This is a genomic window from Acidicapsa acidisoli (genome assembly GCF_025685625.1).
Lineage (GTDB): Bacteria > Acidobacteriota > Terriglobia > Terriglobales > Acidobacteriaceae > Acidicapsa > Acidicapsa acidisoli.
The window spans coordinates 2531058-2557655 of record NZ_JAGSYI010000001.1; the positions used below are offsets into that span (position 1 = coordinate 2531058).

Consider the following 26598-nt stretch of genomic DNA (forward strand, 5'->3'; position numbering starts at 1 on the left):
TGCCCGTTGCAGGAGAAGCTGAAGTGGTTCTCCGCCTGCAGCCGGGAACTGTGAAACGTGTTTCCAACTGTCACAACTTGAACATCCGGATTGCGATTCCGATGCGCGCAACGAGCGGCGACATGACGCGGAATCTTTCTACTTGCTCGTAGCCGTATTGTTTTTCTTGAGGGAGTCATGCATCGCACGAAGAAGCAATTCCCATTCGTTACAAGTTCCGCGACGATTCGACACCTTCGCTTTTCGATCGGATTGAGCGCATTGCTTTTCCTCGCCAGCCTCTGTGCCGCGCAGGTGGATCGCAGCGGATTGACGGGTACGGTCACTGATCCCTCTGGTCGTCTGCTGCCGCAGGCACACATCACTGCCGTGCAGAATTCGACCGAGTTGCGCCGCGAGACAGTGTCGAATTCAGCTGGCCGCTACGATCTTCCCGAGCTGCCGGTGGGCGTTTATACCGTCACCGTCGATCATCCGGGCTTTAAGGCTCTGACGTTCGTCGATGTGGAGCAGGTGATTGGAAGGACGCGCACACTGGATGCGACTTTGCGGGTAGCAGGCGGCGAAGAGCGCGTGGAAGTCCCGGCCAGTTCGGCTCTGATAGATCGCAACACCAGCGCGGTGACGGGTCTGATTGAGAAAACGCAAGCCGAGGAACTGCCGCTCAACGGCCGCAACTGGTCGGAGCTGACCGCATTTGTCCCCGGCGTGGTGGATATCGGTGGCAGCAATCAGCGCTCGGTCCGGTTCGCAGGACGCGGCACCGACGACGACAACTTCAGCTATGACGGCGTCGACGCCACCAACATCGTGAATCAGGCACAGCGCGCCTGGGTGCGGCTTGCCATTCCGCTTGACGCTATCCAGGAGGTTCGCGTCGATTCGCTGCTGTCGCCCGCAGAGGCCGGAGCAACGGGAGGGCCGCAGCTAGCCGTCACCTCGCCTTCGGGCACAAACCAATTCCATGGGCGTCTCTTTGAGTACCTGCGCAATGACGACTTCGATGCAACCGAGCCCGCCTGGGCCTCCGGCGGCGAAGCTCAGCAGCCGCTTCGTTTGAATCAGTTCGGGGGATCGCTCGGCGGACCCATTGTGCGCGACAAGACCTTCTTCTTCATTGCGTCCGAGGCCTACCGGCAAAACTGGGGATATCCGGTTATCGGCTATGTGCCGACTCCGGCCTTTCGCGCGACAGTTGCCAGCAACTCGCCGATTTATCCAATCATCAATGCCTTCCCGTTGGCTGGCCCGAGAACGATTCTCATCCCCGGTGTGAACAGCGACCCGAACATCGACGAACTCGTCTGCGCATGCGAGCAGGTGGTCAACGAGAGCTCGGCGATGATACGGCTGGACCATCGTTTTTCCGCCAAGACCACAAGCTTCATGCGTTTCAACTACGACCGGTCGGTTGATACGCAGCCGTATGCAGTGACCGCGTCCGACCTGCAGCAGCAGGTTTCGGCGCCAGTTAACGGAGCCCTCCAGTTACTGCACATCTTCAATCCCCATCTGGCGAACGAGGCCAAGTTTGGATTCAATCGCGACACCTCGAACACCTACAGCTACAGCGAGAACGGTACTTATTATCAGGTTGCCGTTACAGCCCTCAGCACCCAAAATTACAACCGCGTCAGCATCGGTGTGGGCAACTCGTTTTCCGGGATCGACAACCTGACCTGGGTTCATGGCCAGCATACGGTGAAGGCTGGCGTGGAGATCCGCCGCATTCAAATGAATCAGGGAAAAACGATCAGCGGAAAGATTACCTTCACCTCGGTCGAGAATCTCGCCGCGAACGAGGTGAGTAAAGTCACCCTGAGCGACGCTTTGCCCATCAACGGGTTGCGCAAGACCGATTACATCGGCTACATACAGGACGAATTCAAATGGCGGCAGAATTTCACCCTGAACCTGGGCGCGCGCTATACCGTCTTCGATGTCTTCCACGAAGTGAATGGGAAACCCAACCCCTTCGACTTTGCCACCTGCGGATCGCAGGGATTCTGTGGTGTGGGCGCGAGCTTCGGCCAGCAAAACTACGGAGATTTCGATCCACGAGTGGCCTTCTCCTGGTCGCCTGACCGACCCGGCAAGACAGTGATTCGCGCCGGTTTCGGCATGTACCACGAAGACGGACAGCTGGATGATCAGAACCTGCCGGAGAGCAACGAAGTCGGCTCTTATTCGCTGACGAAATGCCTGGGCGCCAAGCTCACCTATCCGATTTCCACATCGTGCTTTACCGGTCCCGGAACCATCTCGCCGCAAGCCCAGGATCGGCGGCGCAAGGACACCTATACCGAGCAGTGGAGCGCCTCTGTGCAGCGCGAGCTTCCCGCGGACTTCGTGGGCACGCTTTCTTATGTCGGAAGCCACGGCCTCCACCTGCTGACTATCTCTCAGGTGAATATGATCGATCCGGCCACCGGAACTGCCCCCTATCCGGCCTTCGCTCCGGCAATCAATTGGCGTGGCACCCAGTTAAGCAGCACGTATAACGGATTTTTGGCTTCGCTGAGACGTCCGTTCACGCACGGGCTCCTCGTGGCGGCCAACTACGCGTACACGCACGAAATTGATGACGACTCCGACGGCAGCGGCGACGGCGACTCGCAGGTTCCGCAGAACGTTGCGTGCGCGTCGTGTGATCGGGCCAGCGGCAACTGGGACGCGCGCCACGTGTTCAATGCGAACGCCGTCTATCAACTGCCCTTCGGCATGGGTAAGCCGATGCTGAACCAGCGCGGGATTGCAAGCTCCATCGCGGGTAACTGGGAACTGACGACGACGGCGCTGGCTCGTACAGGCTTCCCGATCAATGTGATCTTGCCGAGCAGTTACACCGCCCCGGACGGGAATAACGCAGGCACGCAGCGTCCCGACCTGGTTCCCGGCGTTTCTCTCACTCCGCCGGGCGGCAAGAGTGTCGCAGAGTGGATGAATCCCGCAGCGTTTGCTACCCCGGCCGGAGAATTCGGCGACACACCGCGTAACTTCCTTCGCGGACCGGGCACGTGGCAGATGGATTTCGGCGCCAGCAAGACGATCCCATTGCGGGAGCGCGCGCTGCTGCAATTCCGCTCGGAGTTCTACAACATCTTCAATCACCCGCAGTTAGGCCAGCCGCAATCCACCTTCAACCCGTCGAACACCACAGGCTTCGGCAGCATCCTCAATACGGTTAACTTGAACACAAGCATCGTGTCGCCCATCACCCCGGTCGGCTCGGGAACGCCGCGCGAGATGCAGTTTGCCCTGCGGCTTGAGTTCTGATTCCCAACAAATCCGCGGGTGACAGCGTGGTCGCCTTGCGGATCGATCGAGAACTGCGAATGAGAAAGAGCAACCTATCGATGTTTCGCTCTGTGAGAATTTTCCTCGGTATCCTCCTGCTCTCAACAGCAGCGGCCGTTGCGCGATCGCAGGGAACGCCGGATTTCTCGGGCCTCTGGAAGCAGGACAATGATCGTTGCCAGCCGAAGCGCAATGGCGACGTCACACTCCGCATCGAACATCACAACCCGGATCTCGCGGTGGAAACATCGATCTCACGCAATTCTGCGAGTTCGCGGCACGCGGTGCAGAAGTACACAACCGATGGCAAGGCCTCCGTGTCAACCGGAGCCGACGGAGACGAGTTCGACACGTCCGTCGTATGGAAGGATTCCAGCCTCGTCTTCTCAATCGAGGAACATGAAGACGGCCGCATTTTTCTGTCGAAAGAGACATGGTCGATCATTGAGGGTGGTGCAACGCTCGAAAAGATCCGCGAGCATCCGAACGGTGAAGAGCAGACTCTCTTTTTTCGCCGAATCCTAGTCAGCCGATCCGATACCAAATCCGGACTTGTAAAGGTGCGTAACAAATGAAGATCCTGGTTATCGAAGACGAAGTCAAAACGGCCAAGTTCCTCAAGAGAGGACTCAGCGAAGCCGGTTACGTCATCGACGTAGCAGCCGACGGTCTGGAAGGCCTGCACCTGGCTCAGGAAGTCGATTTCGACCTCGTCATTCTCGACGTGATGCTTCCGGTGCTGGACGGGTGGCAGGTGCTTGCGCGCCTGCGCGAAACCGAGCAGAAGGCGCTGGTTCTGATGCTTACGGCGCGCGATGCCGTGCACGAACGCGTGCGTGGGTTCGAGTTGGGAGCCGACGACTACCTTGTAAAGCCGTTCGCATTCTCCGAGCTCCTGGCGCGGGTACGGTCGTTGCTGCGCCGGTCCACGCCGCGTCCGCAGGACGCAATCCGCATGGCCGACCTTGAGATCGACCTGCTGCGCCATCGCGCTACGCGGGCCGGCCAGAAGCTTGAGCTCACTTCCAAGGAATTTACGCTCCTGACGCTGCTGGCACGTCGTGCCGGCGAGGTCTTGTCGCGCACGCTGATCGCGGAGTCGGTCTGGGATATGAACTTCGACAGTGATACGAACGTCGTCGATGTCAATGTGCGCAGGTTGCGTAGCAAGGTGGACGATCCCTTTCCCGTAAAGCTGATTCACACGGTGCGGGGCGCCGGCTATGTCTTCGAAGCCGAGCCGTAGCGCCTGGCCTGCGCTGCCCCCGCGCAGGACCTTGGCGTTCCGGCTATCGGCGGCCTACTCGTTAGCTGGCTTGTTGCTGGTAATTCTGGCCACAGCGAGTCTCTACATCGTCCTGCGCACGGAACTGGACCGAAGCACGGAGCTGTTCCTTGCAGACAAGCTGCACGTGCTACGCACCATGCTGCGGGAGCGGCCAGACGACGAGGATGCTCTGCGCGAAGAGATCGAGCTCGAGTCTCAGGCCCGTCGGTACCAACAGTTCTACATTCGTCTCCTTGATGAGCATGGCGTGCCGATCATGACGACGCCCGGCATGACCGAACAGTTGGATCTTGCAGAGCTTGTGGGTCGAACCAGCAGTCGCTCCGAACGTTCGATTGCGATGGCGGGCAGACATGGGCAACCATTCCGGATCACAGGCGCTACAGTTGCCGTCGGCACGCCGGCGACTCACAGCGACACGGTTCAAATCGCCATCGATGTATCGCAGGAAGAGGAGCTGCTGGCGCGCTACCGTCTGTGGTTCTGGGGCATTCTACTGGTGACGTCGATTCTCTTCCCGTTGGTGGGATACCGGATTGCGCGGCACGGCATTCGGCCTGTCGAAGAGATCGCCGCAACCGCGCGGAGAATCACGTCGACAAATTTGCGCGAACGGATCGCATCGCAAGGCTATCCGTTGGAGCTTGAGTCGCTGGCTGGAACATTCAATGAAATGCTGGGGCGGCTTGAAGAATCGTTCGAGCGCATTTCGAGGTTCACAGCGGACATCGCGCACGATCTGCGCACTCCCGTCAACAATATCCGTGGAGAAGCCGAAGTGGCTCTCGCCCGCTCACGGACGGTCGACGAGTACCGTGACGTGCTGGAGTCTTCCCTGGAAGAATCAGTCCGGCTTTCCGAACTGATCGGAGATCTCCTCTTTCTGGCTCGCGCGGAGAGTCCCTTAACCGAATTACACCGTGAGAGCGTGAATATCGGCGAGTTGCTGACCACGGTCCGCGACTACTACGAAGCTTCTGCGACCGACGCGGCAATATCGCTTGTCGTGAACGATGGGACCGAGCGGTTCAACGCGCAACTGGATCGCTCACTGATGCTCCGGGCGGTGAGCAACCTGGTCTCGAACGCCATTGCGCATACGCCGCCTGGAGGAACCGTGACGCTGGCAGCCACGAACGAGGACGCCGCGATTCGCATCGAGGTCTTCGACACCGGCGTCGGAATTCCCGCGGAAGCGCTGCCCAGAGTATTCGATCGCTTCTTCCGCGTCGATCCATCGCGCTCCAAGTCATCGGGCGGCACAGGGTTGGGCCTGGCTATCGTGCAGAGCATCCTGACGCTCCACGGCGGCAGTGCGGAGATCACCAGTCATCTCGGCCGTGGGACTCGCGTCATGCTACGCATGCCAGCCCCAGCCATCGCAACGCGATGACAAACCGCAATACCTGCGTCATGCTGGTGTCGTTGCTAAGTCTTGCGGTGCTAAATGCCCGTAACCATGCTTTACGGTTCGCTGGCAGGACAGTAGATTCTCTAGCCAACTTAGAAGACCTATCGTGCGATTAAAGATTCCGAAGGGCTGCGATAAAGTTTTCGACCTTGCGATTGGAGGATGCTTTCCCAGATTTCAGGTTGCGCTCAATGCATAATCCGGAAAAGAAGGACAAGACCATCTCCGCAATTGCGGAAGGAGCCATCCTCGGCTTTTCCGCTTCGATGTTCATGGCGAGAAGGTGCTGTAATAGCGCTCGATTCTCGGTGATGGCGCCATAAGCCTCATCCGGAAGGATAGCGAACTCCCGCATAGAGTTGATGGCGAAACATCCCTGTTGCTCCTCTTTGTTAAGGGGGCCATTCTTGAGAAACTTCTCGACGTTCTTCCAGCCTAGAGGCTCCCTGGTGAGAAGTCCCCTCTTTCCCTGGCTCTGAAGGTAGTGGCGCAGGCACGCCACAAAAAGATCTTCCTTGCCTCGGAACTCGGTGTATAGTCCTGACTTGTTCACGCCTGTGGCTCGTTCCAGTTCCTGAAGGCTCGTGTCCGCGAACCCGTGCTTCCAGAAGACCGGCATTGCCTTCTCCAGCACTTCCTCCCTGCTAAAGCCTTTCGGACGCCCCATGCGTCTATTGTCTGATAAAAAACTAAATAGTTCAATATCTCTGCATCCTCGCCGCGCCGCCGTCATCATATCGAACTAAGCGGTCCAGAACCGGCCGGCGGGCCAAACGAGGTCGCCGTCAATCGAATCAGCGAAGTGGTGAATCCTTCACCGGAAAGCAAGGAGATACCTATGTCTAAGTTGGCAAACAAAGTAGCACTCGTAACCGGCGGTTCCCGGGGAATCGGCGCAGCGATTGCAAAGCGCCTGGCAGCGGATGGAGCACGCGTCGCCATCACGTACGCGAAGGATGCAGCCGCGGCTTCCGCCGTGGTCAAAGCGATTGAACTCAGCGGCGGAAGGGCCATTGCGATCCAGGCGGACGCCGCCGATGCCAAAGCCGCCAAAGGAGCGGTTGAAAAGGCCGTCGCAACTTTTGGTCGACTTGATGTGCTTGTGAACAATGCAGGCACGGCTATCCCGAAAACATTTGAAAAAACGACGCTGGAGGAGATGGATCGGGTGATCGACATCAATATCCGCGGCGTATTCGCAACCACGCAGGCTGCGCTGGCGCGCATGAAGGATGGCGGCCGCATCATCATGATCGGTTCGGCGGTCGGAGAGCGCGCTGTCGCGCCCGGGCTTGTGCCATACGCTGCCACGAAGGGAGCCGTCAAGATGTTCACTCAGGCGCTGTCCAGAGAGGTAGGGAGCCGGGGCATTACGGTCAACAACGTTCAGCCGGGTCCGATCGACACAGACTTAAATCCCGCGTCAGGTGATTGGGCGGTACCGCAGAAGGCCGCTACAGCGCTCAATCGCTATGGGCATGTTGAGGAGATCGCAGCAATGGTGGCATTTGTAGCCAGCCCTGAATCCTCGTACATCACAGGAGCCAATCTAACCGTAGATGGCGGAATGAACGCCTGAATCTGCAGATGCATTCGATACAAAACCCGGTGAGATGCATCCGCACACGTAATGAACGAGAGGCAAGGAAGAGAGCAATGATTACACTTCAAAACAAAACGGCGCTTGTGACGGGCGCATCGAGAGGAATCGGTCGCGCGACGGCTGTGGCGCTTGCTGAGGCAGGGGCGCACGTCCTGGTTCATTATGGCCGCTCAAAGCAGGAAGCGGAATCTCTGGTTGCCGAAATCCGTACGAAAGGTGGGCAGGCGGATGCAATCTCAGCGGACCTGGTAACTCCGGAGGGGGCCACACTGCTGGCGAAACAGGTACGTTCTATCGTCGGCGATAGATTGGATGTCCTTGTGCTTAACGCCGGAATCAGCAAGTTGGCCCGCATCGCGGATCACACGGTGGAGGATTTTGACAACCTCTTTGCGACTAACGTCCGAGGCCCGTTCTTCCTTGTGCAGCAACTCCTGCCCATACTGGGTGAAGGTTCGAGCATCGTTGCTGTCTCCTCCGCTGTAGCCCGCACAGTGGTGGGCAAGCCTGGGTTGGAAAACCCTTCAATTCTTGCCTACGCCTCTACCAAAGGAGCACTCGAGACTCTGGTGAAGAATTGGGCTGCCATTCTGGGACCGAGCGGCATACGCGTGAATGCCGTGGCGCCAGGCATCATCGACACGGATATGTCGAGTTTCACGAAAACCGAAGCGGGCCGCGAGGTTGCGCTCGGAATGCAGGCGCTGAAGCGAATCGGCAAACCTGAGGATATCGCCGACGTAGTCGTTTTTGTGGCGTCAGACGCGGCGCGCTGGATCACGGGTGCCAGTATTCCCGTCGATGGCGGTTCGAAGCTGTAACTGGCAACGTGAGGAGCGCAATGGATACCACTTCGAGCAAAGGCAAAGAGATCAAAATTCCTGGCCCAGACCATCCCATTACGATTTCACCAGTTGAGGGGACGGTCCGCGTAACGGTCGCTGGCAGGATCGTCGCTGAATCGACACGATCTCTTCGGTTGGAGGAGAAGGGATACCCTCCCGTCTACTACTTACCGCGCACCGATGCGGACATGTCACTGCTTGTCCGGACCACACACTACACCTATTGTCCGTACAAGGGCGATTGCACGTATTACAGCATCCCCATCGGAGAAGCGAAATCGGAATATGCCGTTTGGACATACGAGAAGCCATATGAGGCAGTCGCCGGAATCAAGGAGTATCTCGCGTTTTATCCCGGACGTGTCGATGCAATCGAGCTGATCTCTTAAGCAAGTTCAATCGTTTTGTGCAGGAGCTTATGTGATGTCGAATCAACCGCTTTTCACACAATATCGAATGGGAAACCTCGATCTTCCTAACCGCATCGTCATGGCGCCGCTCACGCGGATGCGTGCGCAGTCGCATGATCATGTGCCTACGGCCTTGCAGGCAGAGTATTACGCACAGCGTGCTTCCGCCGGGTTAATTATCGCCGAGGCCACCGCGATCAGCCCGGAAGGATTTGGCTGGGCGGATACACCAGGATTGTGGACGGAGGAGCAAGTCCGCGGATGGCGACGTGTCACGGATGCCGTCCATGCGGCTGGCGGTCGCATCATTGCACAGCTCTGGCACACCGGTGCAATCTCGCATCCTGAGCTACTCGGCGGCGCGCAGCCCGTGTCTGCGTCGAACGTCGATCCGGGCCAGATCTCGGTCACGCCGACGGGAAGGAAGCCCACGGTAACACCGCGGCCTCTGACGAAGCAGGAGATTCAAGCCACGGTTGCTGATTTCGCGCGAGCTGCAAGGAACGCGAGGGAAGCCGGCTTCGATGGTGTCCAAATCCTCGCCAATTATCTCTATTTGATCTCGCAGTTTCTGAACGCAGCTACCAACCTGCGTAAGGATGAATATAGCGGAAGCCCGGAGAATCGCTCGCGGTTTCTCTTCGAGGTAGTCGAGTCGGTTCTGGGTGAGGTCGATGCGCAACGGGTAGGAGTCAAGATCAGCCCCATGCACGAAGGCGGCGCGTTTCAAGCCAACAACGAAACCCTGCCTGTCACTGAATACGCAATTCAGAAACTGAGTTCCTACAATCTTTCGCACTTGTTGCTGATGGGGAATAGTACCGACTTCACCAATACGCCACTTGAGAAGTTGGCCGATGATGGCATGTTTCGGCATTTCCGTCCTCTGTTCAAGGGCACGCTGATCGCGAACGTAAAGATGGGCCGTGATCGCGGCAATCGTCTTATCGCGGAGGGGCTTGCAGATTTGGTGGCGTTCGGCCGTCCTTATATTGCAAATCCCGACCTGGTCCACAGGTTTGCAGAGAATGCCCCTCTTGCTGAAGTGGATTGGGAAACCGTCTATGCCTCAGGGCGGCACGGCTATTCCGATTACCCGACCTATCAAGCACCCGAACACAACTCCAGGAGCTGAACATGCCAAAGACAACACCCGAACAGAACAAGGCGATCGTTCTAGAGGCCTTCGACACTCTCTTCAACAAACGCAACTACGCGGCAGCAGAACGCTTCTGGTCGCCAAAGTACATCCAACACAGCGCGCACATCGCGCCGGGACGCGAAGGACTGTTCGCCCTGGTCCGCTCGACGCCAGATACGCTGCGCTACGAAAATCAACTCATCGTCGCAGAAGGCGACTATGTAATCGCGCATGGCCGTTTCACTGGAATCGGAAGGCCCGCGGCCTGGATTGCCGCCGACGTTGTCCGATTCGAAGACGGTCTTCTTAAAGAGCATTGGGATGTCTTGCAGGACGAGGCGACTAGGGCCGAATCTCTAAGCGGGCTTCCCATGTTTGGTAAAAGCTTCCCGTCATAACTGTTCCCATCCACATTTTTGGACCAACTGAGAGCAAGGGGAACAGAGGACACCCACCGATGACCAAAGCTAAAAGGCTGCAAGGGAAAGTAGCGGTGATTACTGGTGGCACGACCGGTATAGGGTTGGCTACCGCAAAGCTCTTCGTAAAAGAGGGTGCCTACGTCTTCATCACAGGCCGTCGCCAAAAGGAGCTCGACGGGGCCGTGCAAGCAATCGGTAGCAACGTCACTGGCATTCAGGGAGACATTGCCATATTGACCGACTTGGATCGTCTCTACGAGGTGGTCGCGACCAAGGGCAGAATCGATGTCGTTTTCGCCAATGCCGGCGTCGCTGAATTTGCTCCCCTCGACAAAATCACTGAGGAGCATTATGACAAGCTCTTCGACATCAACGTCAAGGGAACGCTGTTCACTGTGCAGAAAGCCTTACCTCTGCTGAATGATAGTGGCTCTATCATCCTCAACGGATCGGTAGCGAGCGTGAAAGGTACGGCTGCCTTCGGCGTCTATGGCGCGACGAAGGCGGCCCTCCGTTCCTTCGTCCGAACCTGGACCTCGGATCTTAATGACCGTCATATTCGTTCCAATGTTATTAGCCCTGGACCGACCGATACGCCGGTTATCGATGGGCAGCCTGCAGACGCCATTGCACGGATTGTGTCCACCATCCCCATGGGACGCATGGGCAATCCCGACGAAATAGCTAAAGCAGCGTTGTTTCTGGCCTCGGACGATTCTAGTTTCGTCACGGGTATCGAACTGTTTGTTGACGGCGGCAGAGGGCAAGTCTGATCGAGCATCCAATCAAATGGTCTGGCTGAATACAAGGTGCCTACAAAGCGCCAGATCTAAAACAAAGAAACTAGGTCAAATTGGCCTCTCAGATTTTGAGAGGCCAATTTCGTTTGGCGGCAGTTGGTTTCACCAGGACTATGCGGGAAAGCAAGAGCCGGCTGAATCTCGACGAGAGAGTGTCCCATCCCTCTCGTTCTGACCGAAGGTCTTCAGACTGTAAGAACGACCCTCCCGAAGGGGCGGTCTTCAACGAGGTAACGGAGAGCATTAGCTGCTTCTATCAGAGGAAAGGTTTTAGCCACGATCGGTTTGATCGCACCGGATTGAAGGAGCGAGACAATAGCGTTCCAAGCGTCAGTAACCGTGGCCTGCGGCTGACGGAACATGTTGAGACTCCGGATGCTGGCTTGTGGCACGATGAGATCTGTCACGTCAATGGTCGTCTTACGGCTTGCGGAATACCCCAGTGTTGTGAGGCTTCCTCCTAGCGCGAGCGTTTTGAGCGCCTCGCTCAAGACTTCACCGCCGATCCCGTCGATGATGATATCCGCGCCGTAGCCATCCGTGACACGACGCACGCCGTCCTCCAACTTCTCCAGGGAAGTATCGATGACCTCATTGAATCCGAGCGCCTTCGCGTACTCGGCTTTCGCATGGCTGGTCGTGCTCGATATGGCGTGTTTGGCTCCCAGAGCGCGCGCCAATTGTGTCACCGCGTTACCGACCGATCCCCCGATCGCTGGCGCCAGAACGGTTTTGCCTGGGCGAAAACCAGCCAGGGTTAGAGCCACTTGCGCCGTAAGATACGCGACCGGAATTCCCGCGGCGCTTACGTCATCGATATTGTCAGGAATCCGGCAAAGATCTTCCTTCCGTACGGCAATCCACTCACGGTAGGTTCCGTCCTCAAAAGCGCCATAGGTGCCCCAGAACATCACGCGCGCGCCAACGGGAAAGTCCGCTCCTCCTCCCTCTTCCACCACGCCCGCTCCTTCGTTGCCCAAGACGAGCGGCTTCTCCGGGATGTGAAAATTGCCGAAGAGAATCGTATGATCGAGCGGCGTAACGCCGGCCGCAGTGATCCGCACCAGAACCTTCCCATCTGTGACCGTTGGTTTGGGAAGCTCGACGAGCTTCAACGCCTCATAACCACTAAATTGCTCCGCTCTCATTGCACGCATATTGGTTCTCCCTTTTTCCCATATCACTCCTGGTCTGCGGCGCTAGGCCGCTACCCGGAAATTGTTAATGTCGGTCGAGACCACCTGCAGGTCGCGAATTGATTGCGTCCTGGCCTTCGCCAAGCCATCAGGATTATTGTTATAATCCTGATGTAAAATTAGATTCCTAATCCTGATTTGGTCGCAGCTTATTTTGGGGAGGTTGATATGGGCTATTCCAAGGCCCAGAAGGAGGAAACTCATAAGCGCATCGTTGCCATTGCCTCAAAGAGATTCCGCGAAAGGGGCCTTGCAGGATTCGGAATTGCGGAGTTGATGAAGGAGGCCGGCTTGACGGTGGGCGGCTTCTACAAGCACTTCGACTCGCGAGACGAACTGGTGGCCGAGGCAGTCAGCGATGCATTCGGAGTCTGGCAGCGCCAAAAGGAAGCCGCTGAAGCTGGCGGACAACCGCTACTCTTTGAGAAGCTCATCGATGACTACTTGAGCGATGCGCACCGCAAGAACCCAGGTGCGGGCTGTGCCTTCAGCGCATTGGCGCCCGAGATTGCTCGCAGCGATAAGCGGACCCGCACGCTTACCTCTGAACACGTCAGGGATGACATTGAGCTGATTGCCGGGTTGCTGCCAGGCAAGGACAAGCGCGCGGCCAGATCGAGAGCGATCTTGACTTTCAGCGCGCTCGTCGGAGCGATGTCGCTGGCCCGCGCCGTATCGGATGAGGTGCTTTCACACGAAATCTTGAAGACAGTGGCAGACCTTCTGAAGAACCCCGCCTGAGAGTTCGGTCATCAAGGCTGTCATCCGGTTGTCGCCCTCACTTCCGGGAAACCGACTTTGCAGTACTCATCCTCGGGACGCGCTCATCGCGCGGTGTCCTGGAGCGCAAAGAGGCTTTGCTGTCAACTCTATCCTCATTCTCTCTCCAGCCCGAAATGTGTCGTGTATCTGGTCTTCGACGATCGCTAGTCCGCAGGCTGGGAGGGGTTGCAAAAGCGCGTGATTCGTTTGAGAATGCGTTGGCCCAGGTTCGGTGCGGGCCAGAGCATCGGTTCCTCGCAGTGCGGCTGAAGGAATTGCAATTAAAAATTGACTCTGCTGTCGATTTTCGCGGTGCCCGGCGACTATAGGCTGAACGAGCAGTGCGCAAGATTCCGCCGCTGGCCCCCAACATGAGGAGACGGGCGATGAAATACATCTGTTTGGGATACCTCGAGCCAGGAAAAATCGAAGGGATGACCGAGGACGAGCGAAACGCAATGTTCGACGAATGCTTTGAGTACAATGGCTATCTGCGCGCCAACGGACATATTGTTGCCGAAGTAGCTCTTCAACCTCCGGAGACCGCGTTGACCCTGGACTGGAAAAACGGCAAAATCGCCACGACCGACGGCCCCTATGCGGAAACCAAGGAACAGCTCGGCGGTCTTCATATCCTTGAGGCGCGAGACCTCAATCACGCCATTCAGCTTGTCTCACAGCTGCCAGGCTTTAAGTATGGACTTGGACCGATTGAGATACGGCCGGTTGCGGATTTGAGCGAGATCATAAGGGAAAGCGAGCAGCGCCGACGAAAGAACACGGCACGTTGAGAGCCAGCCGCCGGAAGAATGACCAGGATCGTGGCAGCGCCGGCCTGCAGCGACGAAGACCAGTCGCCGGGAATCCTGGTTTGTATGGGGCAAAGAAAATCACCTGAACGGAGGTCCGATATGTCGTTCTTTCGCGATTTGAAAATTGCCGTGCGTTCCCTGGCGCGAGTTCCTGCGCTGTGGATTACAGTCGCCCTTACGTTGGCATTGGGTATTGGAGCCAATGCCGCAATCTTCAGCGTGGTACGTGCAGTGCTGCTGCGTCCGTTGGCGAATCGCGACGAAGATCGGTTGCTTTACCTGCGCCAGAGCGCTCCGGGCATCGGCGAAGACAACGCAGCGTTTTCGGTCCCCGAGATCCAGGACATCGGCAATGGTCTGAAGTCAATTAAGGACCTGGGCACATTTTCAGAGATAGATTTTACGGTCGTGGGTCTCGGCACGCCGCGCGAGATTCCAGCGGGCGTGGTGGATGGACACTACTTCGAGGTGATGGGTCTGCGCCCGGTGCTTGGACGCCTGCTGACTACGGCCGATGACGGTCAGAACGCCGCCGGAGCTGTGGTCCTGACCTATCACTTCTGGAAGACGTCGCTGCACTCCGATCCCAGCGTGATTGGAAAGACGGTACGGCTGGAGAGCTGCTGTGGCGCGCGCTCCGCGACGGTGGTTGGTGTTCTGGAACCATCCGTTCCCTATCCGGTGGCAACGGAGATCATCGCCAATATCGTCACCAGCCCGCATCATCTCTCTGCCACCATGGTGACGGGGCGCGAGCATCGCATGACGGAGGTCTTTGCGCGACTGGCTCCCGGCGCGAGTGTCGACAATGCGCGAGCGGAGCTGCGCAGCGTATACGGCGCCATGGTGGCGGCACACCCGGAAGTGTATAAGCCGGAGGATCACTTCAAAATCGACGTAACGCGCATGCATGAGCAGATCAATTCGCGCGCCAATACGATCTTGTGGATACTCTTCGCGGCATCTGGCTTGCTTTTCGTCATTGCAAGCTCGAACGTTGCCAATCTGGTGCTGGCGCGAACGGTGCGCCGCGAGCCGGAGCTGGCGATACGCTCGGCGCTCGGCGCAAGCACTGCAGTGCTGCGCCGTTCTCTGTTGGCTGAGAGCCTCGTGCTATGCGGAAGCGGGGCAGTGGCGGCAGTGGCGCTCGCCATACCGATGGTAGCCGTGCTGGGTCGTTATGCATCGCGCTTCTCAGTGCGCGCCGAGGAGCTCACGCTCGATTTCAGCCTGGTGTGGTTTGGAATTGCGCTGGCGTTGATCGCGGCCGTCTTCCTGGCGTTCATTCCGCGGCTTCCCTCGTCAAACGCCCCGCAAGGCGGCCTTACCGGCCGGGGAACACGTGTGGCTGGAGGGAGCAGCCAGCGTCTCCGCATCTTTGCTGTTACGCAGATCGCAGCCTCATTCCTGCTGCTTGCCGGAGCATGTGTGCTGATGAAGACTCTCTTTGTGCTGGAGCAGACGCGGCCGCCGTTTGATTCGGCCAACGTTCTGGCAGTGAATCTTCCGAAGATGTCGTATGGGCGGACACCCCAGCAGGTGGAGGAGTTCTATCGCGAGGTGCAACGCCTGGTCAGCGCGCTGCCGGGAGTGGAGCACGTGTCCTCCGGTTTCGCCGCTCCCTGGCGTGACGATCATTTGAACGTCAGCTTTCAATTTGCCGCGCAGGGCGCAAGACGCGCGGATGGTCAGGACTTTCGCGGAAAGTTCCGGGTGATATCGCCGGGATTCTTCGACACCTTCGGAGTGCCGATTCAGGAGGGTCGCGACTTCAATGATGGCGACAAGGGCGGTTCCGAATGCGTGGTAATCATCAGTCAGAGCCTTGCAAAGATGCTCTATCCTGGGCAGAACGCAGTGAACCGTAAACTGTGGTGGACGGACGGGGTAATGAAGTTTATCGGCATCAGCACCGAGCCAAGGCGAATCATCGCCGTGGTACCCGACTTCGACGATGAAAATATCATCCCGTCTCCGTCCATGACGATCTATGAGCCGAGCGAACAGGAACAAGGATGGAACGGTCGCCTGTTCGTGCGCGCACATCAGGATGCTTATGCTCTGGTCCCGGCCATCACACAAACCATTCGCGGGATATCGGCAGACCAGCCCGTGGAAAAGGCCAGCACGCTTGGAGATGTTCGCGCGGAGGTGCTGTCGCCCGACCGCCTCAACGCGATTGTGTTTGGCGGATTCGCCGCCGTCGCACTCTTAATCTCCGTGGTGGGCGTCGCGGGCGTTCTTGCCTTCTCTGTGAGCTGGCGTACGCGCGAATTCGGAATCCGCATGGCCCTGGGCGCTCTGCCGCGCAACATTCTCACCATTGTTCTCATAGAGGGCGTGGCGATGGCCGGCATCGGGGTAGGCGCAGGTGTGATGGTGGGCTTTGCTCTGGCACGCACAATCGCCAAATACATAACGAATATCAATCAGCCGGACCCACTTGCGTTTGTCGGTTCCGCCGTGATCATTCTGGGTGCGGCCGTAATTGCTTCAGCTGTGCCTGCGGCGCGTGCCGCAAGAGTGAACGCGGTGGAAGCGCTACGTTCCGAGTAACTCGCTCATGGACCCAGAATAGGGTTCCTTTTCGAGAACTAGTCCGCGTAAATGCTGTTCTGTTGACTACAGGCGCGAGGACGACCTCAGCGAACCTATATGGAAGCGGTAAGGAAGATCGGTTTCACCATCGCTTCAATTTTGGCAGCCATTTCCTCAGCCGGGATGCGGTCAGGTGTCTGATACCATCGCCGAGCGGCCCCGAAGATGGCCCAGGCAGCTGTGGTCGCCAACAGTTTAGGATCGGCGCCAGGCGCCATCGCGTGATTCGCGGCGCCTTCCTGAAACATGCCCTCCACTACCGGGATGATCGAGCCTTCGAGGGGCATCTTAGTCAATTGGCCAGGGCAGCCCGTAGTCTCGGAGAGATAATCGCAGACTCCCAGCGCAATGGCGCGCAGCGCCCCATCGCAGTTTGTAAAGGAAAGACCGCGGCGCGCGACCAGACCACGGAAGCGTTCGACTGTCATGGCTTGCAGCAGAGCGTTCTTGTCTGCGTAATGGAGATAAAAGGTAGCCCGGTTCAGGGTGGCTTCATCGGCGATATCCTGAATGGAGATATCGTCGAACTCCTTGCGAATCAATAGCCTGAGTAGGGACTCCATCAGCATCTGACGGCTGCGGAGGACTCGGGGGTCCGTATTTTCTGCTGTGTTACCGGTTTGGACTGTCTCTGCCATTGCGCCTATTAAGGATAGCCTCCTCTGCAGCAATAGATGCATAAACGACATGTGTCGATTTATTGAATCAACATATGTTGATTAAACATCATTTGTCGCATAGGAGGTTTTCTCACATGTCCACGCTTCTCCATATCAACTCCAGCCCGCTGTATGGGCGATCCGTCTCGCGTCAGCTTACCGGTGCGTTTGTTACCCAGTGGAAGTCTTCGTACCCGGATGGAGCCGTCGTCGACCGCGACCTTAACGCAACCCCGATCCCGCCTGTCACCGCTGAATGGGTGGGCGCTGCCTACACCCCGGAAGAGGCGCGCACTCCACAGCAGAAGGAACTGCTGACGCTTTCGGATGTGCTGCTCACCGAACTTGAGCTGGCCGATGAGTACGTCTTCGGAGTGCCGATGCATAATTTCGGGGTGCCCTCGGTGCTCAAGCTCTGGATCGACCAGATCGCGCGCGTGGGCCGAACTTTTTCCTATGCGGATGGAACGCCGAAAGGACTGCTCACAGGCAAGAAGGCGACCTTCATCATCGCGACCGGTGGCATCTATGATGCGCAGACGCAGATGGCCTCTTTCAACTTTGTCGAGCCATATCTGCGGTCGGTCTTTGGCTTCCTCGGTGTGGTAGATGCAACTTTCCTCACGACCGGCGGAACCGCGGCGCTCAACTACGGGCAGGACCGCGATGTGTTCTTAGCGCCGCACCTTCAGGTCGTGCAATCGCACGCGCAGTCAATCTAAAGGAGACACCACATGAAGATAGTTTCTGTCATTGCGCGCTATCTGTTGGGGCTGCTGTTTACGGTCTTTGGCCTGAACGGATTTCTGAACTTTATCCACCAGCCGCCGCCGACGAATCCCCTTGCGATACAGTTCTTTATCGCGATCAGTTCTTCGCATTTTGCCGCGTTCTTCTTTGCCGTGCAATTGATTGGCGGGCTGCTTTTGCTTTCGGGCCTCTTTATACCGCTCGCGCTCACGCTGTTGGCGGCGGAGCTGTATAACATACTCGCGTTTCATCTGATGTTTGCGCCGGCGAGCATTGCTCCAGCACTGGTAGCGTCCGTGCTCTGGATATTGGTCTTTCTCCAATATCGCGCAAGCTTCAAGGACGTTCTAGCCGCGAAGCCTGCGATGCAGGAATAGTGGCTTCGTATTGACAAAGCCAAGGCCGTAAGGGTGTCCGGGCTACGTGGAGATGGCTGTAGCTCCTAACAGGAATGGAAAACTAGTTTGTATGAAGAAAATTGGATTCCTCTCATTTGGTCATTGGACACCTTCACCGCAGTCGCGAACTCAGTCTGCGGGCGACGCGCTCCTGCAGTCCATCGATCTCGCTGTTGAGGCTGAGCGCCTGGGAATGGACGGAGCCTACTTCCGCGTGCATCACTTCGCTCAACAGTTGGCTTCACCATTCCCGCTGCTCGCCGCGGTTGGTGCAAAGACCCGGCGGATTGAAATTGGCACCGCCGTGATCGACATGCGGTATGAGAATCCTCACTACATGACGGAGGACGCTGGTGCTGCGGATCTCATCGCCGGTGGGCGCCTGCAGTTGGGAATCAGTCGCGGTTCCCCCGAGCAGGTCATCGATGGTTGGCGCTATTTTGGCTACCGCCCGGTTGAAGGCGAGAACGATGCAGGCATGGGCCGGCGGCACGCCGAAGAATTTCTCGAGCTGATTTGCGGGAAGGGCTTCGCGCGGCCGAACCCGCGTCCGATGTTTCCCAATCCTCCGGGGCTTCTACGCCTTGAGCCGTACTCCGATGGATTGCGTGATCGGATCTGGTGGGGGTCTGCTTCCAACGCAACAGCTGCGTGGGCTGCGAAGCTGGGAATGAACCTGCAGACCTCAACTCTCAAATTCGACGAGACCGGTGAGCCGCTCCACATCCAGCAAGCCGCGCAGATTCGCTCCTTCCGCGCAGCCTGGAAGGAAGCCGGCCACACGCGGACTCCGCGTATTTCCGTCAGTCGCAGTATTTTCGCGTTGCTCAACGACCGCGATCGCGCCTATTTCGGACGAGGCTCTCAGGCAGAGGACAAAATCGGTTTCCTTGACGAAACCACACGGGCCATTTTCGGCCGCAGTTACGCTGCCGAGCCAGATATTCTCATCGAGCAGCTTAGGAAAGACGAGGCAATTGCGGAGGCCGACACCCTATTACTGACCGTCCCAAACCAGCTTGGTGTTGCCTACAATGTGCATGTTATGGAGGCTATTCTCAACACGGTCGCTCCAACCCTCGGCTGGCGCTAAATCCTTGCCCCATTCATTGAGTCACGGGATGACTATCGAAAAGCTAACTTACGAGGAGTAAGCTGGCCGGCTGAGTGCATTGGCGCTTTAGCGTGAATCCGTCAGCACTCCCGTTCAGCGAGCACTTTTTGACGTGTGCCTCTTACCTTTTGCGGAAGCAAACACAGGCGCGCAGGTGGACGATCGAACGATCAACTCAGGACGAACACGAATGTTCTGCACGCTTTCATCCTTCGCGAGCTTGCGGATAAGGAGTTCCGCCGCAGTCGCACCCATTTCCTGCAATGGCTGGCGAACGGTTGTCAGTGTCGGATATGCGATGCTTGCGAACTCGATGTCGTCGAAACCGATGACCGAAACGTCTTCAGGTACTCTGTGGCCGGCTTCTCGTAACGCAGTCATAGCACCGAGGGCCGAGATGTCATTGAAAGCGACGAGAGCGGTGAACGGCCTGTCGCGACGGAGTAAGTCCTCTGCGGCGATGCGGCCCGCTTCGGTCTGGCGCGTGCCCGGTTCGAGTCGCTCCAACTGAATCGTAAGACGGTCGTCTACTCGAACGCCAAGGGCTTTGCATGTTGAAAGGACTGCCTCCCAGCGTTCTTGTGTGTCGCCGCTTCCTTCAGGGCCTTTGATAAACGCGATCTTTCTATGACCAAGGCTCGCGAGGTGATCGATGGCTTTACGAATACCGAATGCATTGTCGATGGAAATCCGCGTACTCCATATGGGGCAGCGGTCAGTGCAGATCGTCACGGCGGGGATTCCCGGTGATTCGCTCGGGGTTGAGTTGATCAGCAGCAGCCCCTCGACGCCTCGGTCGCAAAGAGTTTCAATATGGCGTCGGAGAAGTTCCGGCGACCAGAGGTGGGTTGAGACTAAGGATGTGTAACCTGTGCTCAACAGACGGCGCTCGAAGCCGCTGAGTACCGCGGCCTCGAAACCGTTACCGAAATCGGGCGCAACGACTCCGATCAAATATGTGCGCCTGCTCCCAAGCGAACGAGCGAAATAGTTGGGGCGATAGCCAAGTTTTTTTGCGGATTCTACGACACGCTGCCGAGTTTCCTCCGGGAAGCGTGTCGCCTCAGGGACGTCGTTGAGAATCATCGAAATCGTCGTCCGAGACAGGCCGAGGTGCTCAGCCAACTTTTTCAATGTGATTCGGTGACCCGAATCAGCCCGTGACGCGCGTTGGGAAGCGGTAGATTTCATAACCTCGATTGCATTTAAGGCCAGCGTATCACGTTCGATTCTTTCGCCTTGACAATCTTCCTGGCATGAGATTCAATGAGTGCATTTAGTGAACCGGTTTACTTAGGCCAGTGGCACGGTTCACTTTGATTGAATGACCACGTATACCGGCCGCGTCTCGGAAGGTCGAGCATCGTGTCCACATCGATCCACAAGATCCGCCAGCTTTCGCTGCTGATCATTTTGCGAGTTACAGGCGTTGATAGAAGCAGTAGATGAATTCGAGCAACCGAAACCTCATTAATTCGTGCGGTCAAGTTGGAAGTCGTCTCTTATCCCCTTGCCTCCTCGGGGGCGCTCCACCGTGGGCGTCCCCTCTTTTTCAGGTCTACGCGCCTGGAGGATAGAAATGCATCGTGGTAACTGCATTGCTCGAAGCCGTTCACTAGCATTGACGGAACAAATGATTTCTAAATGGAGGAATCGACGAACATGGAGATAACCCGCAGGCAATTCGCCCTGTCCATTGCAGCTGCCAGCAGTCTGCCTTCCTCTTTGTTCGAACCCACATCTCCTTTAGGTGCTCCCCGCGGTATCGTTCCCGGCCGGGTTACCTGGGCGCACGATCCGGCAGCGGTAACCTGGGATGGGACCGGTTCCTGGTGGACAGACACCAACAATAACCAGTCTGTCATTGACCGCATGGTCTCCCGCTCCATCCGCAGTCTTACCAACCAAAAAGACGATGTCCAGGCGTGGAGCGCGATGTTTCATCACTTCAATCGCACTCATGGTCGCGGTAACGCAGGCTACAAGGCCGGCGAAAAGATCGCCATCAAGGCCAATCTCAACAACACGACGGACCATGGAACGATCGACCGTCTGAACTCGTCTCCCCATTTGCTTCTCTCACTCGTTCGGCAGTTGACCGGTCCAGGAAAAGTACCGCAATCATCGATCACCGTCTTCGATTCCAGCCGGTTCATCCCGGGCAATCTCTACGACAAGATTCACCACGAGTTTCCAGGCGTCGTGTTCGTGGATCATATCGGAGGCGACGGGCGGCTGAAGGCCGAGTTCAAACCCGATGCGATCCCTTTTTCGATTACAAGCCGCAATGCTTCGGGACTCGATACCGTGGTAGTCGAAGCTACCTATCTTATAGATGCGGCCCTATTGAAAGGACACGTTAGCTCAGGTGTGACTCTCTGCGCGAAGAATCTGTTCGGAGCTACAAGCATCAATCCCGACTGGCGCAAGAACGCGCACGATGGCTTCCGTCACAACAACGACGGTTCAGCAAGTTACTCTGCATTCGTCGATTACCTTGGGCACAAGGATCTTGGCGAGAAAACCATGCTCTTTATCGTCGACGGGCTCTATGGAAGCGACAACGCAGATGGTCCACCGCAACTCAAATGGAAGATGGCCCCTTTCAACGATGCCTGGCCGAGCAGCATCTTCATGTCGCTTGACGGCGTTGCCATCGATTCGGTCGGCTTCGACTTTCTCACCTCCGAGTGGCCCCGTCTCGTGGATATTTCGAATGCCGACAACTATCTGCGCGAAGCCGCTCTTGCAAACGATCCGCCTTCCAAGACTTTCTACGATCCTGAACGCGACGGTATCCGATGCCGCAGCCTCGGTGTATTTGAGCATTGGAACAATGCGGCGGAGCGGAAGTACTCGCGCAATCTAGGAAAAGCGAATGGGATCGAGCTATTCCAGGTCAGTTGATCGGCACCAGGAGGAATTGGAGATGAGCCGGAGAGTGTTTGCTATGTGCTTGACTGCCGCATCGATGTTGGCGACAAATGCGTTTTGCCAGTCATTCTTGAGCCAGTACAAGGGCCTTCCCTATCGCGACACCCGCTATCAAGGCGGTCCACAGAAAATCCCAGGTCGGGTCTTGTGTGCCTACTATGATCTGGGTGGCGAAGGAGTCGCATATCACGATACCGACCCGCAGAATCACGGCAGTGGAGAGTTAAATCCGGCCGATGGGACCTACCTCAATGAATTTCGCATTCATGAGGGGGTGGATACTTCCTATACGAAGTTCGACCGGAAGCCGGACTCAATTGACGACAACCCCTTCGACAAGATTGTTCCTCCTCGAGACTTGCCTTACGTCGGTTGGACTGAACCTGGAGAGTGGTTCAACATAACCGTTGACGCGGCGCGCGAGGGAACCTACGATGCAGGCTTTCTTTACACCTCCAACCGTGGCGGAACAATCTCAATAGACGTAAATGAAAAAGAAGCAACCGGGCCGCTGCAGGTCCCAACGACATATGACCCTGCAGATCCCGTGGCCTGGCGTCAGTGGCACCATTGGAACTTGGCTTCGAGTTTCTTCAAGATTCGCCTTAGCAAGGGGAAGAATATCCTTACTGTGCACATCCTGACCGGAGGCAACATGAATTTGGCCTATTTTGACTTCAAACAGGATTAGTTACGAATGTGATGCTAATTGTTACATCTCGGCTTTCACGTTTATGACTGGTTGCAACGACCTTGCCAGCCTGATAGTCGGAGATCCCCGGCACTCCGCTGCGGCATCCGCTAAACAGACGATGGTGGATCTTGTCAATCGCCATCGAGACCGGCTGCTTGCAGGGGGCGGTGGACCATCGGCGCTCAACTGTGGCGGCCTTCGCGTCGATTTCGACTACCCCGCTTATATCTGTGAGATTCGCATATACCTTCCCGTCGCCGGCTGAAGCGCGATATTCCGGCTTGCCGCCACCTGCGGAAATTCTTTCAAGAGATGCTGCTGCTCGGAATGGACAGACAATCAATTTACCAAGCGTGGCTGAAGATTCCCTGAAGGAGCAAGACATTTCCCCCCATCTTCAGCGTATCTTCAGATTCGCTCGCTAGAATCACGGTTGGAGTCCCCGGGAGCATCCGGACCATCGCAGGGCGGTTGAGCAGCTAGCTGGAAGGTTCATTTTCTCCGATTGCCCTTCGCCACGCAGGAAACAGGGTGCCAGGGCAGCAAGCTTCACGACGAGGCCGGCAGTCGCTAGCAGATACCTATTTTCTATGTGCTGAGGTCCCCTACTGCATGGTGTCCCGTGTTCTGGCAATGGCTTTCTTTTTCTGGATCTTCTCTGGCTCCCTGTTGGCACAGGCCGCAATTTCTCCGCTTCCATCCGCCTCGCCGCAGCCTCCGTCCGAACCCCACACCATTGCATTGACAATTCCTGCCGGCACCTCATTGCAGATAGCCCTCGACAAGGAGGTGCGAGTCCGGAAGGTCGGCGAACCTATCACAGGGCGTGTCATGCAGCCCGTCTATGTCTTCGATCGTCTGGTCATTCCTGTGGGCGCGGTCGCAACCGGGAGGATATCGAGGATTGATGCCATTCCGGCCCGCACGCGAGCTCTGAGCGCTCTGAATGCCGATTTCACTCCGTCTCATAAGGTCGATGTGGAATTCGACGAACTCACTCTGCCGGACGGCCATCCTATCGCCCTGCACGCAACCATCGTTCCCGGGTCGGGGCAGGTCATCCGGCTCGTGACCGCGGACCAGCACAAAAAGAATGCTGTAAAAGATGCCACTACTCAAAAGATGGATCAGGCTCGCGCTCAGTGGAACAATGCCATGAAGCAGGTGGAGGCGCCCGGTCGTATGCATCGCTTCATGCGCTATGCTGTGGCGCAGCTTCCAGCGCACCCGCAGTACATCGACGCCGGGACCCTCTACTCAGCGGAACTGTCGCAGCCACTCGACTTCGGTAGTGAAGTTGTCTACTCCGATAGGCTTTCTGCCATCGGGACCCAGCCCCCGCCCGGAAGCCTTGTTCACGCCGTCCTGCTGACTCCATTGAACTCGGCCACCACCCCGAAGAGCTTCGATGTGGAAGCAGAGCTTTCACAACCGCTTTTCGACCAGGAGCGCCTGATCCTTCCTGCCGGAACTCGTCTCCGCGGAGCCGTGCTTCAGGTGCGGCGGGCCAAAAGCCTACATCGCAACGGACAACTGCGCATCTCCTTCCGCGAAGTCGTCCTTCCGAACGGAGCGGTTCAGCCGGTGGACACCCGACTCCAGGGCGTTCAGTCCGACTCGGCAGACAATGCCCAGCTTGATGCCGAAGGCGGTGTCAAATCTACCCCCTCGAAGACCAGATACCTCTCAACCGGCGCGTCCGTGGGTTTGGCCCTGATCGGAAGCGGAGGTCGGAACGACGTCGGAGACGCAAGTCCGATCGCAGGCGGCGTAACAGGATTCAAGCTCATCGGATTGATCGTAGGCGTCGCCTTTCGTTCTCACACCTACGGCATTCTCATGAGCGCGTACGGCGGGAGCCGGTCCATCTATAACAACTTTCTCGGAAAGGGACGAGAGATCGTCTTTCCGAAAGACACCGTGATGGAGATCGGCTTCGGCAATAGAACGTCGCTTCCCATGCCCGGCGTGAACCCGGGAGAAACAAAATGATGAAGGCGTCCCTTCCGTTGGCGTTCTTCACAATTCTGATCGCAGGCTCAACGTCCATGGACGCGCAGAGCGGCGCGACTGCCATATCAAGTCAGCCTTCCAAGCTTGGCTCATCCGGTCCGTACACGCTGCATGTCAACGCCGAAGAAGTCGTCCTGAACTGCACTGTTCTCAATGACAAAGGAGAACTCGTCAACGACCTGACCAAGAACAACTTCAAGGTATTCGAAGACAAAACCATCCAGACGATCATCTCTCTGCAGCACCTGGACACTCCTGTTTCGATAGGCCTACTGATCGATGATTCCGGCTCGATGAGCAGCAAGCGAACTGCCGTCTCCTCTGCCGCGCTCGATCTGGTGAAAGCTTCCAACCCTCAGGATGAAACCTTCGTCATCAACTTCTCCGACCAGGCTTATCTCGATCAGGATTTCACCTCGGATCTCGACGAGTTACAGAATGGTCTTTCGCATTTGAGCCTGTCCGGGGGTACCGCACTCTACGATACTGTCGTGACCGCAGCTGACAAGATGGAGCGATCCGCTACGCGACCCAGGAAGGTGTTGATCGTGATTACCGATGGCGATGACAACTCCTCGAAGCTTACCCTGGATGACGCGATTCATCGCGTTCGGGACATGCAGGGTCCGATCATCTACTCCATCGGTCTTCTCTTTGGGGGCGATCGGTCGCGGCATGCCCGACATGACCTGCAGGCGCTCTCCAGCGAGACAGGTGGGATCGCCTTTTTCCCCGGTTCCCTTAAAGACGTCGATTCGGTGGCCGCCGAAGTTGCTCGCGATATCCGGAACCAATACGCCATCGCCTATCACTCAGTACGAGCCTCTGCTGGTGGATATCACTCCGTCAAGGTTGAAGCGCGTGCTCAGGCACAAGGCAGGCTTACTGTTTATACCAGGTCCGGTTACCTCTCAAAGCCTTCCTCGAGCCGCGGTCCAATGGCCGATGAGAAGTGACCGGGACAGTCACACTGTGGCGAAACGTCACTCCTCATGGTCGAGTATTTGGCCATCAGATCCTATTTGAATCTCCGAATGCCTTTTCCAGGTTCTTATCTGGGCCCCATAGGCCAGGATCTCCCCGTGCTGCGTCAATGATTCGATCTTCGTGATCGTACCGTCCGACCCAGCTGGTTACGAAGCTGAAGATCGTTCAGTTGACACGGAGCCGGGTGCGAACATTGCAGTTGTGTGAGCACGGAATAAATGGCAACCAATTTGTTCAAGTGGCGGCGTGCCTTCGATCGAGGAGAACTGATCGAAGCAGGTGCCGCATCTGCGGCATTGCCTCTGGTTACACTGAAATCTGCAGGGTTTTGAAGGGTGGGAGGGATTGATGCGTTCGTACCAACGGTATTTCTTCTGGTTTGCCGCACTCGCTATCGCGGGGGCAGCGCCGCGAGCTTTCGTATTTGCCGAGGATACGCCGCCACTGAAATTGGTCAAGACCAT

The 26598-nt window shown here is 57.1% G+C and carries 25 protein-coding genes; 21 read left to right on the forward strand and 4 right to left on the reverse strand.

All coding sequences use genetic code 11. The annotated features are described in order from the left end of the window. The first annotated feature begins 177 nt into the window (after window positions 1-177). The 4 genes from OHL23_RS10075 to OHL23_RS10090 are packed head-to-tail and all read left to right on the forward strand — an operon-like array spanning window position 178 to window position 5978. Window positions 178-3276: a TonB-dependent receptor gene (locus OHL23_RS10075; protein WP_263351656.1), complete on the forward strand. Its 3099-nt coding sequence runs from the start codon at window positions 178-180 to the stop codon at window positions 3274-3276. A 59-nt stretch (window positions 3277-3335) separates the two neighbouring features. Beyond that, window positions 3336-3872, forward strand: a complete 537-nt coding sequence (locus OHL23_RS10080; RefSeq protein ID WP_263351657.1) for a hypothetical protein — start codon at window positions 3336-3338, stop codon at window positions 3870-3872. Then, window positions 3869-4543, forward strand: a complete 675-nt coding sequence (locus OHL23_RS10085; protein WP_263351658.1) for a heavy metal response regulator transcription factor — start codon at window positions 3869-3871, stop codon at window positions 4541-4543. The genes OHL23_RS10080 and OHL23_RS10085 overlap by 4 nt, the downstream gene beginning before the upstream one ends. Further along, window positions 4521-5978, forward strand: coding sequence for a heavy metal sensor histidine kinase (locus OHL23_RS10090; RefSeq protein WP_263351659.1), 1458 nt, complete (start codon window positions 4521-4523; stop codon window positions 5976-5978). Before OHL23_RS10085 ends, OHL23_RS10090 begins: the two co-directional genes overlap by 23 nt. A gap of 130 nt (window positions 5979-6108) precedes the next feature. On the opposite strand, the gene OHL23_RS10095 is transcribed toward OHL23_RS10090, so the two are convergent. Continuing rightward, window positions 6109-6615 (reverse strand): TetR/AcrR family transcriptional regulator, encoded by a 507-nt coding sequence (locus tag OHL23_RS10095; protein WP_263351660.1) that lies wholly within the window; start codon window positions 6613-6615, stop codon window positions 6109-6111. 219 nt (window positions 6616-6834) lie between these two features. Between OHL23_RS10095 and OHL23_RS10100 the strand changes: the two genes are divergently transcribed. The 6 genes from OHL23_RS10100 to OHL23_RS10125 all read left to right on the forward strand — a co-directional run bounded on the left by OHL23_RS10100 (window position 6835) and on the right by OHL23_RS10125 (window position 11190). Continuing rightward, entirely contained in the window at window positions 6835-7575 is a 741-nt protein-coding gene (locus tag OHL23_RS10100; RefSeq protein ID WP_263351661.1) for an SDR family oxidoreductase, read from the forward strand. Window positions 7576-7652: 77 nt separating this feature from the next. Then, window positions 7653-8420: an SDR family NAD(P)-dependent oxidoreductase gene (locus tag OHL23_RS10105; protein WP_263351662.1), complete on the forward strand. Its 768-nt coding sequence runs from the start codon at window positions 7653-7655 to the stop codon at window positions 8418-8420. A 20-nt stretch (window positions 8421-8440) separates the two neighbouring features. After that, on the forward strand, window positions 8441-8833 hold the full coding sequence (locus OHL23_RS10110; protein ID WP_263351663.1) for a DUF427 domain-containing protein: 393 nt from the start codon (window positions 8441-8443) through the stop codon (window positions 8831-8833). Between the two features lie 34 nt (window positions 8834-8867). Continuing rightward, complete coding sequence (locus OHL23_RS10115; protein WP_263351664.1) at window positions 8868-9989, forward strand: alkene reductase; 1122 nt, start codon at window positions 8868-8870, stop codon at window positions 9987-9989. A 2-nt stretch (window positions 9990-9991) separates the two neighbouring features. Beyond that, complete coding sequence (locus OHL23_RS10120; RefSeq protein WP_263351665.1) at window positions 9992-10393, forward strand: nuclear transport factor 2 family protein; 402 nt, start codon at window positions 9992-9994, stop codon at window positions 10391-10393. Between the two features lie 59 nt (window positions 10394-10452). Then, window positions 10453-11190, forward strand: coding sequence for an SDR family oxidoreductase (locus tag OHL23_RS10125; RefSeq protein ID WP_263351666.1), 738 nt, complete (start codon window positions 10453-10455; stop codon window positions 11188-11190). A 212-nt stretch (window positions 11191-11402) separates the two neighbouring features. Here OHL23_RS10125 and OHL23_RS10130 read toward each other — a convergent pair whose 3' ends face one another. Then, window positions 11403-12374, reverse strand: a complete 972-nt coding sequence (locus tag OHL23_RS10130) for a quinone oxidoreductase family protein (protein WP_263351668.1) — start codon at window positions 12372-12374, stop codon at window positions 11403-11405. 207 nt (window positions 12375-12581) lie between these two features. Here OHL23_RS10130 and OHL23_RS10135 point away from each other — a divergent pair, with 207 nt between their 5' ends. The 3 genes from OHL23_RS10135 (at window position 12582) to OHL23_RS10145 (ending at window position 16543) form a co-directional block, all read left to right on the forward strand. Further along, entirely contained in the window at window positions 12582-13154 is a 573-nt protein-coding gene (locus OHL23_RS10135) for a TetR/AcrR family transcriptional regulator (RefSeq protein WP_263351669.1), read from the forward strand. A gap of 407 nt (window positions 13155-13561) precedes the next feature. Beyond that, on the forward strand, window positions 13562-13966 hold the full coding sequence (locus OHL23_RS10140; RefSeq protein WP_263351670.1) for a YciI family protein: 405 nt from the start codon (window positions 13562-13564) through the stop codon (window positions 13964-13966). A 120-nt stretch (window positions 13967-14086) separates the two neighbouring features. Beyond that, the gene (locus tag OHL23_RS10145) at window positions 14087-16543 is read left to right on the forward strand and encodes an ADOP family duplicated permease (protein ID WP_263351671.1); all 2457 of its coding nucleotides are present in this window, start codon (window positions 14087-14089) and stop codon (window positions 16541-16543) included. Between the two features lie 95 nt (window positions 16544-16638). Here OHL23_RS10145 and OHL23_RS10150 read toward each other — a convergent pair whose 3' ends face one another. Further along, window positions 16639-17223 carry a TetR/AcrR family transcriptional regulator gene (locus OHL23_RS10150; protein ID WP_263351673.1) on the reverse strand — a complete coding sequence of 195 codons (585 nt, stop codon included), beginning with the start codon at window positions 17221-17223 and terminating at the stop codon, window positions 16639-16641. A 116-nt stretch (window positions 17224-17339) separates the two neighbouring features. Here OHL23_RS10150 and OHL23_RS10155 point away from each other — a divergent pair, with 116 nt between their 5' ends. From OHL23_RS10155 to OHL23_RS10165, 3 genes are all read left to right on the forward strand, one after another. Continuing rightward, a complete protein-coding gene (locus OHL23_RS10155) occupies window positions 17340-17966 on the forward strand; it encodes an FMN-dependent NADH-azoreductase (RefSeq protein WP_263351675.1) in 627 nt (208 codons plus the stop codon). A gap of 12 nt (window positions 17967-17978) precedes the next feature. Continuing rightward, a complete protein-coding gene (locus OHL23_RS10160) occupies window positions 17979-18371 on the forward strand; it encodes a hypothetical protein (RefSeq protein WP_263351676.1) in 393 nt (130 codons plus the stop codon). A gap of 91 nt (window positions 18372-18462) precedes the next feature. Further along, window positions 18463-19485, forward strand: a complete 1023-nt coding sequence (locus OHL23_RS10165; RefSeq protein WP_263351677.1) for an LLM class flavin-dependent oxidoreductase — start codon at window positions 18463-18465, stop codon at window positions 19483-19485. 114 nt (window positions 19486-19599) lie between these two features. On the opposite strand, the gene OHL23_RS10170 is transcribed toward OHL23_RS10165, so the two are convergent. Next, the gene (locus tag OHL23_RS10170; protein ID WP_263351678.1) at window positions 19600-20640 is read right to left on the reverse strand and encodes a LacI family DNA-binding transcriptional regulator; all 1041 of its coding nucleotides are present in this window, start codon (window positions 20638-20640) and stop codon (window positions 19600-19602) included. 528 nt (window positions 20641-21168) lie between these two features. Here OHL23_RS10170 and OHL23_RS10175 point away from each other — a divergent pair. The 5 genes from OHL23_RS10175 to OHL23_RS10195 all read left to right on the forward strand — a co-directional run bounded on the left by OHL23_RS10175 (window position 21169) and on the right by OHL23_RS10195 (window position 26103). Next, window positions 21169-22413 carry a DUF362 domain-containing protein gene (locus tag OHL23_RS10175; RefSeq protein WP_263351679.1) on the forward strand — a complete coding sequence of 415 codons (1245 nt, stop codon included), beginning with the start codon at window positions 21169-21171 and terminating at the stop codon, window positions 22411-22413. Between the two features lie 22 nt (window positions 22414-22435). Then, window positions 22436-23131: a carbohydrate-binding protein gene (locus OHL23_RS10180; protein WP_263351680.1), complete on the forward strand. Its 696-nt coding sequence runs from the start codon at window positions 22436-22438 to the stop codon at window positions 23129-23131. A 43-nt stretch (window positions 23132-23174) separates the two neighbouring features. Next, a complete protein-coding gene (locus OHL23_RS10185; protein ID WP_263351681.1) occupies window positions 23175-23399 on the forward strand; it encodes a hypothetical protein in 225 nt (74 codons plus the stop codon). A gap of 347 nt (window positions 23400-23746) precedes the next feature. Then, window positions 23747-25126 (forward strand): TrbI/VirB10 family protein, encoded by a 1380-nt coding sequence (locus OHL23_RS10190; protein WP_263351682.1) that lies wholly within the window; start codon window positions 23747-23749, stop codon window positions 25124-25126. Then, a complete protein-coding gene (locus OHL23_RS10195; protein ID WP_263351683.1) occupies window positions 25123-26103 on the forward strand; it encodes a VWA domain-containing protein in 981 nt (326 codons plus the stop codon). The genes OHL23_RS10190 and OHL23_RS10195 overlap by 4 nt, the downstream gene beginning before the upstream one ends. Window positions 26104-26598 lie beyond the last annotated feature (495 nt).

Coding starts and splice junctions, on each gene's coding strand:
- OHL23_RS10095 (WP_263351660.1), bottom strand. CDS start 6,615: ATGCCGGTCTTCTGGAAGCACGGGTTCGCGGACACGAGCCTTCAGGAA.
- OHL23_RS10190 (WP_263351682.1), top strand. CDS start 23,747: ATGGTGTCCCGTGTTCTGGCAATGGCTTTCTTTTTCTGGATCTTCTCT.
- OHL23_RS10135 (WP_263351669.1), top strand. CDS start 12,582: ATGGGCTATTCCAAGGCCCAGAAGGAGGAAACTCATAAGCGCATCGTT.
- OHL23_RS10100 (WP_263351661.1), top strand. CDS start 6,835: ATGTCTAAGTTGGCAAACAAAGTAGCACTCGTAACCGGCGGTTCCCGG.
- OHL23_RS10175 (WP_263351679.1), top strand. CDS start 21,169: ATGGAGATAACCCGCAGGCAATTCGCCCTGTCCATTGCAGCTGCCAGC.
- OHL23_RS10155 (WP_263351675.1), top strand. CDS start 17,340: ATGTCCACGCTTCTCCATATCAACTCCAGCCCGCTGTATGGGCGATCC.
- OHL23_RS10165 (WP_263351677.1), top strand. CDS start 18,463: ATGAAGAAAATTGGATTCCTCTCATTTGGTCATTGGACACCTTCACCG.
- OHL23_RS10125 (WP_263351666.1), top strand. CDS start 10,453: ATGACCAAAGCTAAAAGGCTGCAAGGGAAAGTAGCGGTGATTACTGGT.
- OHL23_RS10140 (WP_263351670.1), top strand. CDS start 13,562: ATGAAATACATCTGTTTGGGATACCTCGAGCCAGGAAAAATCGAAGGG.
- OHL23_RS10145 (WP_263351671.1), top strand. CDS start 14,087: ATGTCGTTCTTTCGCGATTTGAAAATTGCCGTGCGTTCCCTGGCGCGA.
- OHL23_RS10090 (WP_263351659.1), top strand. CDS start 4,521: ATGTCTTCGAAGCCGAGCCGTAGCGCCTGGCCTGCGCTGCCCCCGCGC.
- OHL23_RS10075 (WP_263351656.1), top strand. CDS start 178: ATGCATCGCACGAAGAAGCAATTCCCATTCGTTACAAGTTCCGCGACG.
- OHL23_RS10150 (WP_263351673.1), bottom strand. CDS start 17,223: ATGGCAGAGACAGTCCAAACCGGTAACACAGCAGAAAATACGGACCCC.
- OHL23_RS10180 (WP_263351680.1), top strand. CDS start 22,436: ATGAGCCGGAGAGTGTTTGCTATGTGCTTGACTGCCGCATCGATGTTG.
- OHL23_RS10080 (WP_263351657.1), top strand. CDS start 3,336: ATGAGAAAGAGCAACCTATCGATGTTTCGCTCTGTGAGAATTTTCCTC.
- OHL23_RS10195 (WP_263351683.1), top strand. CDS start 25,123: ATGATGAAGGCGTCCCTTCCGTTGGCGTTCTTCACAATTCTGATCGCA.
- OHL23_RS10085 (WP_263351658.1), top strand. CDS start 3,869: ATGAAGATCCTGGTTATCGAAGACGAAGTCAAAACGGCCAAGTTCCTC.
- OHL23_RS10160 (WP_263351676.1), top strand. CDS start 17,979: ATGAAGATAGTTTCTGTCATTGCGCGCTATCTGTTGGGGCTGCTGTTT.
- OHL23_RS10185 (WP_263351681.1), top strand. CDS start 23,175: ATGACTGGTTGCAACGACCTTGCCAGCCTGATAGTCGGAGATCCCCGG.
- OHL23_RS10115 (WP_263351664.1), top strand. CDS start 8,868: ATGTCGAATCAACCGCTTTTCACACAATATCGAATGGGAAACCTCGAT.
- OHL23_RS10120 (WP_263351665.1), top strand. CDS start 9,992: ATGCCAAAGACAACACCCGAACAGAACAAGGCGATCGTTCTAGAGGCC.
- OHL23_RS10105 (WP_263351662.1), top strand. CDS start 7,653: ATGATTACACTTCAAAACAAAACGGCGCTTGTGACGGGCGCATCGAGA.
- OHL23_RS10130 (WP_263351668.1), bottom strand. CDS start 12,374: ATGCGTGCAATGAGAGCGGAGCAATTTAGTGGTTATGAGGCGTTGAAG.
- OHL23_RS10110 (WP_263351663.1), top strand. CDS start 8,441: ATGGATACCACTTCGAGCAAAGGCAAAGAGATCAAAATTCCTGGCCCA.